The organism is Bradyrhizobium sp. USDA 3256, from assembly GCF_054058275.1.
In genome coordinates this window covers 291,857-304,186 of the sequence record NZ_JBSSAE010000002.1, presented here as the reverse complement: position 1 = coordinate 304,186, position 12,330 = coordinate 291,857, and the positions used below count along the sequence as shown (strand labels likewise).

The window sequence follows — 12,330 nt, the reverse complement described above, 5'->3', positions numbered from 1 at the left end:
AACTCGTCATGAGCTTGGTCAAGCATGCAAATTCGCTGGGACAGGCGATTGGCGCCGAAGCGAACAGCCATATGAGCTAGGTCGTGGTTCGACAAACACCTGCCCAGCATAGCGGCATTCATCGTTCAGTTCATTACATGATCATTGAAGGCGAGACTGCGGGCACCTGGCGTTACTCGTTCTCCATCGGCGATCGCAACTACTCGGGAACGGTTCAGGCGGTCCTTGGATTGCTGGCGGCACGCCGCGTAAGGATGAAGATCGATCGGTTGTTAAGGCAAAACGCGTCAATTGATTATCAAAGCCGGCAGCGGGTGGAGAAAGAGGTCGAGACGCCCGCTCCGCTCGTCCCTCCGGCCGATCCCAAGGACTAGCGCGGCTGTAGCCGCCCTAGCCCGGCCGGAGCAACGCCACCACGTCGCCGGCGCGCAGCGTCTGGCCGGGTTTCACCGGCACCGAAGCGATGCGCCCTGCCGCGGGCGCGTGCACGGAGATCTCCATCTTCATCGACTCGATGATGGCCAGCACGTCGCCGGCCGCGACCTTGGCGCCCTCCTCGACCAGCACCTTCCAGATGTTACCAGGCACTTCGGAGAACGCGCCGATCTGACCGTCGGGAATCCCCGTCGCGGCGGCTGCCGCATCGATCGTTTCAGCCGGCGCCTCGTCGAGCTTCATCTCGCGCCAGCGCTGGCGCTCGGCGTCGAACGCGGCCTGCTGCGTTGCCTTGAACGCGGCGATCGATGGCTTGGCGTCGGCCAGTGTCCTGGCGTAGTCGGCGTAGGAGAACTCGCCCTCTTCGATCCTGATGTCGTATTGGCCGTGCGGGAACTCGGCGCGGGCGTCGAGGAGTTCATCGGCGTCGACCGGGAAGAAGCGGATCTTGTCGAAGAACCGCAGCAGCCAGGGATGGCCCGGCTCGAACACCGGCGTGGTGCGCCAGGTGTTCCAGACTTGGACGGTGCGGCCGAACAGCTGGTAGCCGCCCGGCCCTTCCATGCCGTAGATGCACATATAGGCGCCGCCGAGGCCGACCGCGTTCTCCGGCGTCCAGGTCCGCGCCGGGTTGTACTTCGTGGTCACCAGCCGATGCCGCGGGTCGAGCGGCGTCGCCACCGGCGCGCCGAGATAGACGTCGCCGAGGCCGAGCACGAAATAATCCGCGTCGAACACGATGCGGCGAACGTCGTCCTCGCTCGCAAGTCCGTTGATGCGCCGGATGAACTCGACATTCGACGGACACCATGGCGCGTCCGCGCGCACCAGCTCCTGATATTTGCGCATCGCAAGCTCGGCCTGCGGATCGCGCCACGACAGCGGCAGATGCACGGTCCGGCTCGGCACCCGCATCGCGTCGACCGGCGGCAACTCGCGCTCGATCCGCTTGAGCACGTCGAGCAGCTTTTGCCGTGGCAGCGCCGTGCCGTCGTAATGGATCTGCAGCGAGCGGATGCCGGGTGTCAAATCGACAAGGCCGGCGAGCTTCGCCTCTTCCAGCGCCTGCGCCAGCACGTGCACACGCAGCCGCAGCGCGATGTCGAGTTCCATCGGACCATATTCGACCAGGAGATTGTCGTCGCCGGCGCGCCGATAGACCACCGGGATCCGGCCGTCGTCATTCCGACCAATGATCGCCGATCCGAGCTCGGGCGCGCGCAGCACCGTGGGGCCGGCAACCGGATCGTCGCGTTTAACCGGCACGAAGCGGACCGTGTCGCCGGGCCGGAGCTGGCCGACCTTCCAGAGCTCGTCGCGGGCGACGACCGCCGGACAGACGAAGCCGCCGAGGCTCGGTCCGTCGGGCCCGAGAATGATCGGCATGTCGCCGGTAAAGTCGATCGAGCCGACCGCATAGGCGTTGTCATGGATGTTCGACGGATGCAGCCCGGCCTCGCCGCCGTCGGCGCGGGCCCAGCGCGGCTTCGGCCCGATCAGCCGCACGCCGGTGCGGGCGCTGTTGAAATGCACCTCATAGCTCGCCGCGAACAGCGTCTCGATATCCTCGTCGAGGAAGAAATCCGGCGCGCCGTGCGGGCCATAGACCACGCCGATCTGCCACGCCGATGTGAGCTGCGGCCGCTCGTCCTCCGTGGCGCGCCGCGGCGCCGCAAGGCCCGATGGCTCGGCACCGATATGCAAGACGTCGCCGGCCTTCAGCGATCCCGTCGCATGGCCGCCGAAGGCGCCGAGCGCAAACACAGCGCGCGACCCGAGAATTTCGGGCACGTCGATGCCGCCGCGCACGGCGAGATAGGTGCGCTGGCCCGGGCCCTTGATGCTGCCGATGGCAAGCGTCTGGCCGGCGCGTATCGCGAGCGGCTCATCGTAGGCGACATCGGCGCCGTCGAGCGACGCCTTCATCTGCGCGCCCGATAGCGCGACGATCGCATCGGTGTTGAAGCGCAAGGTCGGCCCGTTGACCGTCAGCTCCAGTGCGGTCGTCGTCTCCGGATTGCCGACCACGCGATTGGCGAGGCGAAACGACCGTTCGTCCATCGGGCCGCTCGGCGGCACGCCGACATGCCAGAGATGCAGCCGGCCGGGCAATTCCTGCACCCCGCTCTGCGCCCCCGGCGCGACGACGTCGATGGTGTGCGGGCGATAAGCGAATGCGCCAAGCACACTGGTCGCGACCTGGCCGCTGCGGAACACGTCGGAGGCTGCTATCGCGCGCAGATAGTCCAGATTGGTCTCGATGCCGGCGACGACCGTATCGTCCAGCGCCTTCGAAAGCCGCGCGATCGCGGCCTCGCGCGTCTCGGCTGAAACGATGATCTTGGCCAGCATCGGATCGTAGAACGGCGACACTTCGGTGCCGGTCTCTATCCAGCCGTCGATTCGCGCATCCGGCGAAAAGCTGACCTGCGTCAGCCGGCCCGCGCTCGGGCGGAAGCCGGCGCCCGGGTTCTCGGCATAGAGCCGCACCTCGATCGCCGCGCCCTTTGGTGCAAGCGCGCCCGCCTGGCCGAGCACATCCTCGCGGGCCGCCTGCCGTATCATCCATTCGACGAGGTCGACGCCAGTGACCTGCTCGGTGACGGGATGCTCGACCTGCAGGCGGGTGTTCACCTCGAGGAAATAGAAATCGTCGCGCTCGACGTCGTAGATGAACTCCACCGTGCCGGCGGACTCGTACGACACGGCCTTGCCGAGCGACACCGCGGCCGCGTGCAGCCGCCGGCGGATGTCGGCGGATAGCCCCGGCGCGGGCGTCTCCTCAAAGACCTTCTGATTGCGCCGTTGCAGCGAGCAATCGCGTTCACCGAGCGCCACCACGCCGCCCTTGCCATTGCCGAAGATTTGCACCTCGATATGCCGCGCTCGCGCAACGAACCGCTCGAGATAGACCCGGGCGTCGCCGAAGCTGGCCCGCGCCGTGCGCTGCACCGATTCGAATCGCTCGCGCAGCGTCGCCATGTCGTGGCAGAGCTGCATGCCGATGCCGCCGCCGCCCGCCGTGCTCTTCAACATCACCGGAAAGCCGATTGCTTCGGCCTCGCGCACCGCCTCGTCGATCGTCTCCAGCAGGCCGGAGCCCGGCAGCAGCGGCACGCCGCTGCGCTCGGCGATCTCGCGTGCCTTGTGCTTGAGGCCGAAGGCGTCGAGATGCTCAGGCCGCGGCCCGATGAACTTGATGCCGTGCTCGGCGAGCCGCTCGGCGAAACGGCGGTTCTCCGACAGGAAGCCGTAACCGGGATGCACCGCCTGCGCACCGGTCGCAAGGCACGCCGCCATGATCGCATCGACGTTGAGATAGCTCTCCGCGGCGGGCGGAGGACCGATCCGCACTGCCTCGTCGGCGTCGAGCACCGGCCGGGTGAAACGGTCGGCGTCGGAATAGACCGCGACCGAACCGATGCCCATGCGGCGCAATGTTCTGCCGATCCGCCCGGCGATCTCGCCGCGGTTGGCAATCAGGACCTTGCTGAACATGCCTCACGCCTCCGGCTCGACGATCGCGACGTCGAAGATCGTCACCTGCACCGGCGTCGGGAAGAAACCGTTGCAGGGATTGTTGATCTGCGGGCAGTTCGATATCAGGCACAGCACGTCCATCTCGGCGACCAGCTCGATGGCGTCACCGGGCTTGGAGACGCCATCGACCACGGTGAAATTGCCGGCGGGATCGATCGGCACGTTCATGAAGAAGTTGAGATTCGGCACGATGTCCCGCTTCGACATGCCGTATTTCGCGGCTTCGATCACGAAATTCTCGCGACAGGCGTGCTGGTAGCGGGTCTGGTGCCCGAACCGCACGGTGTTGCTCTCGCAGGAGCAGGCGCCCGCCGAGGTGTCGTGCAGGCCGCAACTGTCGGCCGTCACGCGCAACATCACGCGGCCTTCGTTGGACATGATCCTGGTGCCGAGCCCAACATAGGCCGAGCCCTGCGCGCGCAGCGTATCCTGGCCACTGTAGCGCTCGCCGAAATCACTGGCGCAATAGAACAGCGTATCGACCGCCTGCTGGCCGTGGCTATCGGTGATCCGCAGCGTCTGCCCCTTGCGGATGATCGCCGACCACGGCTTGCGCGCGGGAATTTCGACATCGAGAACGATGCGGCCGCCGGTGCGAACAGATTGCGTGGTCATCGCACGGCTCCTTCCAGGGTTTCGCCGAAATACAGCGCATTGTTCTGACAGGCGCGGACTGCTTCCGCGGTGGCAGTCCGGCACAGATCGTCGGCCGCCGGCGCGGCCGCGCGATAGCGCACGATCTCCACGTTCGCCTGCGGATAGGTTTTGGCGGGATCGAGCGGATGCGGGCAGTTCGACAGCGCGATCAGAAGCTCCATCTCCGCGCGCAGGTCGACGAAATCGCCCTGCTGCCGCCGCTGCTCCGACCAGACGAACTTGCCGTCGGCGTCGATCGCGACCGGTGCGAAGAAGCTGACACAGGGATGGACGTCGCGGCGATCTAGCCCAAGCTTGGTCGCGGCGAGAATGAAATTGTCGCGCGTGTTGCGGAAATTGCCGTCGCCGTATTTGGCCTGGTTGGTCGTCGCGGTCGAGCCGCCGACCACCGCATCATGCGCGGCGCTGCTGTCCTCGGTAATGCCGAGCAGCGCGCGCCCCATGTCGGACAGCAGCACCCGCCCCTTCTGCAGCCGCGCCGCCCACTGCACCTTGATGGTGTCGGCGTGGTTGAGCCGCTCGGTGGTGTCGGCACTGTTCCAGGCGAGCAGGCTGACGGTCGACGTCCCCGACGTGTTGACGATGCGCAGGGTATCACCGCGGTTCAGCCGCGTGGTCCAGTACCAGCCGGACGGGATCGTCTCACGGTGCATGACCGTGTCGGCATCGATCGGCGCGGCGTCGCGCGCAGTCGGCGCCGGCAGTGCGCGCGGCGCGTGCTCCTGTCCCGCCGCCTTCAGCTCGTTATACCGCCGGGTATGCGCCGCGATCTCGGCCTTCTGTTCCTCTGATAGGATCATGGTTGCTCCTTCAAGACGAGAGCGCCGGGCCGTCCCGGCTGATGCTCCTTGCCTGACCGGGTCGTCCCGGTCGGAGCTGGTTGAACTGACGATCGCAGCTCTGCGCTGCGGCGCGGAAAGATCTCGAGGTCGCGCGACACCGTGGCGCCGTAGCGGTCGCGCTCCTCCGGCCGGTTGCGCTGCCGCTCCAGCGCGATCACCCGCGTCGCGAGCCCGAAGGCTTCACTGAGGTCATGCGTCACCATCACGACGGTGAGATGGGTCTCGTTCCAGAGCCGCTTCATCAGAAGGTGAATGTCGGCGCGGATTCCCGGATCGAGCGCGCCGAACGGCTCGTCGAGCAGCAGGATCTTCGGGCCGCGCATGATCGCCTGCGCCAGCGCGAGCCGCTGCTGCATGCCGCCCGACAAAGCGGACGGATATTTGCCCTCCTGGCCGGCGAGCCCGACCTCGGCGAGCAGCTTTATCGCTTCGTCGGCGGCGGCGCGCCGCGCGGCGCCGAACAGCCGGCCGGTGAATTTGGCGTCGCGCAGTTCGCGCCCGAACATGACGTTCTGCAAGACCGTCAGATGCGGAAACACCGAGTAGCGCTGGAACACCACGCCGCGGTCGGCGTCCGGCTCGCCGGGCAACGGCTTGCCGTCGACCAGGATCTGGCCGCGGGTCGGCTGCTCCTCGCCGAGCAACATGCGGAGCAGCGTGGTCTTGCCGCAGCCGGACGGGCCGACCAGCGCAATGAAGGCGCGCGGTTCGACCTCCATCGTGATGCGCTCGAGCACGATGTGGTCGCCATATTCCTTCCAGACGTCGTCGAAGCGGATTGCGCTCATTCCGCCCTCACCGAGGCAAACCACGGAAACAACCGTCGCTGCATGACGCGCAGGCCGACATCGATCAGGAACGCCAGCAGCGTGATCCAGGCGACGTAGGGAATGATGACGTCCATCGCGAGATAGCGGCGCACCAGGAAGATCCGGTAGCCGAGCCCGGAATCGGAGGCGATCGCCTCGGCCGCGATCAGGAACAGCCACGCCGGCCCGAGCTGCAGGCGCAGCACGTCGATCAGCCGCGGCAGGGTTTGCGGCATCGCGACGCGCAGCGCGATCTGCCAGGTCGAGGCGCCGAGTGTCTGCGCCTTGACGATCTGCTCGCGCGGCAGCTCCTGCACCTTCATGGCGAGATCGCGGATCATGCAAGGCAGCGTCCCAATCACGATCAGCGCAATCTTGGAATTCTCCCCGAGCCCCATCACGATGAACAGGATCGGCAACAGCGCCAGCGGCGGCACCATCGAGGTGACAGACACGAACGGCCCGAGCAGGGCGTTGGCGCCCGGCAACAGCCCGATCACGATGCCGAGCACCAGCGCAGCCACCGTCGAGATCGCCAGCGCCGAGCCCAGTCGCCCCAGGCTGGCGACGGTGTCGGAGGCCATCAGATAGCCGCCGGTGCGTGGGTCGACCTCGAACGCCATCTGCTTGACCGCCTGCACCATGCTCGGCAGCGCAGGCAGCAGCTTGTCGTTCGGGTTCTGCGCGAGCCGCGCGCTGGAGCCGGCGAAGTACGCGATTGCGACCAATACGAACGGCAGCGCGAGCAGATAGAATCGCGTCTGCCGTCCCGGCCGTATGTTCACAAGTCGCATGGTCAGCTCCGGCTTGAGGCGACGCGCTGCGCGTCAGAGCTTGCCCTTGGCGGCTTCGTCCATGTAGGTCGGGTCGAAGCGCAGCTTGACATTCGACTTGTCGCCCAGCACCGACTTGTCGGCGAGTTCGATGCCGACGGCGTCAGCCGATTTCGCCCCCTTGCCGAGCAGGTCCTTCTCGAACAGGAATTTGCGCACGCGATCCATCGTCGCCCCGACGGTCTTGCTGCGCGTAAAAGCTTCAGCATCGGTTGCCTTGTCAAACAGTTTTGTGGTCGAGAGCTGGCTGTCGAAGCCCGCAAGGTCGGTGCCGGAGGCCTTTGCCATCGCCTCCTTGGCGGCCTTCGCGGCGGCATCGTTCGCCGTCATCTTGGACAGCGTCTCGTACCAGATGCCGACCAGCGCCTTGGCGAAACCCGGATTGTCCTTGGCGACTGCGGTGTTCACCACCATCAGGTCCATGATCTCGCCGGGGATCTGCGAGGAATCGAACACCTTCTTCGCGTCGGGCGAGCCGAGGATTTCGGTTACGATCGGATTCCAGGTCACCACCGCGCTGACGTCAGGCGTCTTGTAGGCGGCCGGGATATCGGCGTCGGAGGTGTTGATGACCTTGACGTCCTTCTCGCTCAGCTTGCTGGTCTCGAGCGCGCGCGCCAGCAGATAATGCGACACCGAAAACTCGACCAGGTTGACCGTCTGGCCCTTGATCGCAGCGAGATCGCTCTTGTTCTTCAGGATCACCGCGTCGTTGCCGTTGGAGAAATCACCCATCACGACCGCGGTGGTGTCGACGCCGCCGGCTGCGGGAATCGACAGCGCGTCCATGTTGGTGATGGTGACGGCGTCATAGCCGCCGGCGGTGTACTGGTTGATCGATTCGACGTAATCGTTGAACTGCTTGACCTCGATCGCGATGCCGTATTTGTCGGCCCATTTCTTGACGATACCGGTGTCGGCCGCATAGCCCCACGGCATCCATCCGACATAGATCGACCAAGCGACCTTGAAGCTTTTCTTCGGCGCGGCGTCGGCCGCAGGCACAGTCGCCAGCGCGACCGCGCAGCCGATGACAACAGAGCGAAGGAAGAAAACGAATTTGTTCATTGCCGATCCCTCTTGCGAAAACTTCACAAAAAGGGACTGGCGAAAAGACCATCGCTCCGCCAATCCCTTGGCTGACGAGGTCTCCCGGGCTTTTATCCCGCCGTGCACCTGCGGGGATGTCTCCCCCGCAAGCGGCTGCTCTCGGACCAGCACCTTGCTTGGCAAGATCGGAACCCTAGCGGCCAACTCGACGCCATTGATGCACGAGGCGTGCCAGCGGGCCGGCAATTGAATCTCATGAGATTTTTCCGCGCGCACGGCGCAGCCACGACGGTGTCTTGCTCAAAGATTGCGCAGACCTGCTCAGAATTGGCTCTGTCCTTTCGCCACCGGCATCAGCAGGATCACGCGATGGCTGATGTCGAGTGGAGTTCGATGCGCAAGCTTCTGAGCGTTCTGTGCGCCGGCCTCTGGCGCGGATTGCACGGCCGGTTCGGCCTGGTGCCGAAGTCCGAACTAAAAGACTGATCGCAAGATCGCAAAAAAGAGCCCCGCTCTGCAGCGGGGCTCCTGCACAGAGATCCTATTTCCGATCGGAGTTTTGCGCCGGCGTCTGCGGGCTCTGGCCTGAGCCTGACGACGGCGGATTGTTGTTCTGGTTGGGCTGGCTGGACTGCGTGTCCCGGCCGGCATTTGGCTGGTTGCCGCTGCCCTGACCGACGGTCGACTGGTTCTGCGGTGCAGCCTGGCCCGTCGTATTCTGCTGCGGGGCCTGCTGCTGAGCGGACGGTTGATTTCCGCTCTGGCCGGTTGTCGACTGGTTCTGCGGCGAGTTCGCCTGACCCGTGGTCTGCCCGGTCGTGTTCTGCTGGGCAGGTTGCTGAGTGCCGGTCTGGCCGGTCGACTGGTTCTGCGGCGCGTTGTTGGTCTGACCGGTCGTCTGTCCAGTCGTGTTCTGCTGGGTGCGGCTCTGGCCGACCGTCGACGATGCGCCCGCGCCCTGACCGATCCGATCTGACAGGCCGAGTGCGGTCACCGTGCGCGTGTCGACGCTGCCGCTGGTCGTGATGCCCTCCTGACGCTGGAAGGTGATCAGCGCCTCGCGGGTCCGCGATCCCAATACGCCGTCGGCCTCGCCGACCAGCAGGCCACGGTCAATCAGCACCTGCTGCACCTCGCGGATCTGCTGCGGGTTCAGGTCCATCATCGCAACGCTACCGCCGCCACCACCGCCACCGCCGCGATGGCTGAAGCGCGTCCGCGGTCCGACCGGGACCACGTCGACGACGCGGCGCTCGCGATCGAGGAACACGACTTCATCCTCGACGACGAAGAAGCTGTCGTCGCGATAATACGGGAACGCATCGATCAGCGCCGGGAAGGCGGCAACCGACACCGCGTTGAACCTCCGCGGCACCACCACACCCGGATTGACCGCGAAGTTGATCGTGCTGACATTGACGCGCGGTGCGTTACGCGCCGACAGCACCGAGCGCTGGATCGTGCTCTGCTGCTGCGCGGTCACGGTGCGCCCGGCCTCGGTCTGGATCGTGGCGTTCGACTGGGCCTGGGTCTGAGCGGTTGTCCCGGCTTGTCCCTGAGCCTGACCGGTGGTCTGTCCGGAGTTCATCCGGTTTTGCGTCGTACCGGACTGCGGAGCGGCCGCGCCCGTGGTCTGGCCGGCTCGCGTATTCGGCGCTGCCGTTGTGCCCTGGCCGGTGGTCGTGTTCGCGCCCTTTGCCTGGCCCGTGGTCGTGCTCTGGCCGGTCGTCGTGCCCGCCTTGCCTTGAGCCTTGTCCTGGGCCGTCCCCTGACCGGTCGTGGTGCCCTGGCTGCGGTTCGCGGCGTTGGCGCGATTCTCCGGCTGCTGCTGGCTTTGCCGCGTCGTGGCGCTGCCGCGTTCGCGGGATTCAGATCGGCCCATCTGCTCGCGCTGGCTTCGGCTCTGGCCGATGGTCTGCTCTTGCTTGCTCTGGCTGCGCTGACCTTGCTCGGCGCGGCCGCTCTCGCGGGCCTGGTCGGTGGTCTGGCTGCGCTCGGCGGCACCGCGGCCCATCTGACCTTCAGTCCGACCGCTCTCTCGTGCGCCCTGGCTTTCTCGTGCGCCCCCCTGGCCGCGACCGACCGTCATGCCTTCGCTTCGCGATGCCCCGGGACCGCCATGCATTGCGCCGCCGGAACTGCCGGCCGACGAGCCTGCGGAGCGGCCGTGTTCACCACCGCCACCGCTCCCGCCCGCGCCGACGCTTCCGCCACCACCCATGCCGCCCCCGCCGCCGCCCTCGCGCATGCCCTGCGCCGAAGCGAGACTGACGCCGGCCAACAGCACGGCCGTCGTCAGCAGAAATTTGCTCTTCATGATCTTGCTCTGCATTACCGATTCCTCCTGCAGTTTTGCGGCTGCCGAATTGCGAAGCCGGCGCCAAATGGCCCGGCACGCTCCGCACCGCGGCCGCGCTCCAACAAAGCCGGCGAACGACGCGACGCAACGGCGCGCGCGTCTCACCGGTGAACTCTGAGAAAACAGCGGCGCCGCCCGCACCGTTCCTAGACACCGCCGCGACGCGACATTTCGCGCCAAGGGAACACCACATGTTCATCTTGAGTTCATCTTGAGCCAGCGGCCCGACGTCTGATCGCGCTTCAGGAACCGATTGCCACGCTTTCCCGTTTTGAATCGACGTGTGCGTTCGTCGTCATGACGATGGTCAGCGAGCTCACGCGGATCATCGTCCGCTGCGACTGGCGCTGGATCGGAACAGGTTCCGTTCGGCTTTGAACATTTGCTTCGCCGTCAACGGCAAGCTGCTGCGCCCACCTCGCTGCCAGGCCCGGATCGTTGCAGGCGTGCGGCCATTCGCAACCAATGCCACTCTCCTCCGTTGACCGGCTGGGCAATCATCATCGAGGAGGATCACATGAGGAAAACAGGCCTTGTTCTTGCAACCGTCGGTACGCTTGGGGTGAGCGCCATCGCAGCCCCGGCTCCCGCCGAAGCACGGTGGGGACACGGAGGTTGGGGTGGCGCGCTCGCAGGCGGACTGATTGCCGGCGCAGTCATCGGTGGTCTCGCCTCGTCAGCCTACGGCTATCCCGGCTATGCCTATGGTTACGGCTACCCCGGCTACGGCTACGGTTATGGCTATTCGCCCGCTTATTACGGCTACGGCAGCTATGCCTATGACGACGGCTATTACGCTGCGCCGTATCGTTGGGGAGGCGGCTATACCACGACATATTATAGCGGATACCGGCCGGCCTATTACGGTTATCGCTATCGCCACGTGGTGCGCCCGGCATACGCCTATTATCGCGGCGGCTATCCGCGCTGGCATCATCGCTGGCGTCATTGGTGAGATCGCCGAGACCGGCGCGGCGCCGCCAGCCGGGCTGACTGGCGCCGGCAAGGGGCCGACAAGGGTCGACCGGGTTGAGCGGCAGCGTTACCCGGCGACCCGCAGCGCGGTCACCGCGACGCAGGCGTTGCCTAACGGAATCAGCACCACCTGCGCGCCGTTCGGCAGCGCCATCGTCGCGAGCTCACCGAGCGTGCCGGTCTGTCCGTTGAGCTTGGCGAGTTCGGCGGCCACCGTCGAACAGCTCTCCGTCCGCGGCGTCACCCGCACCAGATTGCCTTCGCAGGACGATCCAACCGGCGCGGCAAACACGATGCCGGCGGCCTGCTGATTGGCGGCAGGGGTGGCTTGACTGGCCTGGTTAGGTGCGAGCGCGACCAGCGACTGCACCGAATGCGAATTGCCGGCCTTGGCGTCCCACTGCGACTGCGCGGTGTAGTTGGAGTTCATCGCGAGGCCGCGGCCGAGCGTCCCGAACAGATTGGCGCAGGTCACGATGTTGCCCTGCCGCGCGTGCTCGTCGAACACGGTCGGTTGCCGGCCCGCCTGCTGCGGCGGAACGGAGGCCGCCGCGGCAGACGGCGGCCTCGGCGCTTCCTGCGGACGCTGCTTGTGCGGCTGCGGCTTCGCGGCGGCGGCGGGCTTTTTGGCCGGCGCGGGCGTCGCCGGCTGCAGCGGCATCGGCTGCGACTGGGCCGGCTGCATCTGCTGGGCATAGCCCACGACGCCGGCTGCACTGAGCGCCGCCACGACGACCGCCGTGAAAATCAGGATGGGGGTCTTCAGTCGCATCGGCGTATTCATCCTCTCGTCCCGCACGTCGATGCGTCGCTCCGGCTTCCGGATCCGC

At 66.2% G+C, this 12,330-nt stretch carries 10 protein-coding genes and 1 riboswitch; of the genes, 2 read left to right on the top strand and 8 right to left on the bottom strand.

Annotated features, from left to right (window positions below):
- Positions 1-83 precede the first annotated feature (83 nt).
- Positions 84-374 carry a hypothetical protein gene (locus ACVWY5_RS03100; protein WP_321176642.1) on the top strand — a complete coding sequence of 97 codons (291 nt, stop codon included), beginning with the start codon at positions 84-86 and terminating at the stop codon, positions 372-374.
- Positions 375-390: 16 nt separating this feature from the next.
- Here the strand turns inward: ACVWY5_RS03100 and uca are convergent, their stop codons facing one another.
- The 7 genes from uca to ACVWY5_RS03065 form a co-directional block, all read right to left on the bottom strand.
- A complete protein-coding gene (uca, locus tag ACVWY5_RS03095; protein ID WP_028332914.1) occupies positions 391-3,933 on the bottom strand; it encodes an urea carboxylase in 3,543 nt (1,180 codons plus the stop codon).
- A gap of 3 nt (positions 3,934-3,936) precedes the next feature.
- Positions 3,937-4,590, bottom strand: coding sequence for an urea amidolyase associated protein UAAP2 (locus tag ACVWY5_RS03090; RefSeq protein WP_028332913.1), 654 nt, complete (start codon positions 4,588-4,590; stop codon positions 3,937-3,939).
- A complete protein-coding gene (locus tag ACVWY5_RS03085) occupies positions 4,587-5,432 on the bottom strand; it encodes an urea amidolyase associated protein UAAP1 (RefSeq protein WP_028332912.1) in 846 nt (281 codons plus the stop codon). The genes ACVWY5_RS03090 and ACVWY5_RS03085 overlap by 4 nt, the downstream gene beginning before the upstream one ends.
- Complete coding sequence (locus tag ACVWY5_RS03080) at positions 5,429-6,262, bottom strand: ABC transporter ATP-binding protein (protein ID WP_028332911.1); 834 nt, start codon at positions 6,260-6,262, stop codon at positions 5,429-5,431. Before ACVWY5_RS03080 ends, ACVWY5_RS03085 begins: the two co-directional genes overlap by 4 nt.
- Complete coding sequence (locus ACVWY5_RS03075) at positions 6,259-7,077, bottom strand: ABC transporter permease (protein WP_028332910.1); 819 nt, start codon at positions 7,075-7,077, stop codon at positions 6,259-6,261. Before ACVWY5_RS03075 ends, ACVWY5_RS03080 begins: the two co-directional genes overlap by 4 nt.
- Positions 7,078-7,110: 33 nt before the next feature.
- Complete coding sequence (locus ACVWY5_RS03070) at positions 7,111-8,184, bottom strand: putative urea ABC transporter substrate-binding protein (RefSeq protein ID WP_028332909.1); 1,074 nt, start codon at positions 8,182-8,184, stop codon at positions 7,111-7,113.
- Between the two features lie 79 nt (positions 8,185-8,263).
- Positions 8,264-8,374: riboswitch (guanidine-I (ykkC/yxkD leader) on the bottom strand.
- Positions 8,375-8,707: 333 nt separating this feature from the next.
- On the bottom strand, positions 8,708-10,498 hold the full coding sequence (locus tag ACVWY5_RS03065) for a peptidoglycan-binding protein (protein ID WP_028332907.1): 1,791 nt from the start codon (positions 10,496-10,498) through the stop codon (positions 8,708-8,710).
- 544 nt (positions 10,499-11,042) lie between these two features.
- Here ACVWY5_RS03065 and ACVWY5_RS03060 point away from each other — a divergent pair.
- Positions 11,043-11,480: a hypothetical protein gene (locus ACVWY5_RS03060; protein ID WP_028332906.1), complete on the top strand. Its 438-nt coding sequence runs from the start codon at positions 11,043-11,045 to the stop codon at positions 11,478-11,480.
- 87 nt (positions 11,481-11,567) lie between these two features.
- Here the strand turns inward: ACVWY5_RS03060 and ACVWY5_RS03055 are convergent, their stop codons facing one another.
- Positions 11,568-12,272: a hypothetical protein gene (locus tag ACVWY5_RS03055; RefSeq protein ID WP_321176643.1), complete on the bottom strand. Its 705-nt coding sequence runs from the start codon at positions 12,270-12,272 to the stop codon at positions 11,568-11,570.
- Positions 12,273-12,330 lie beyond the last annotated feature (58 nt).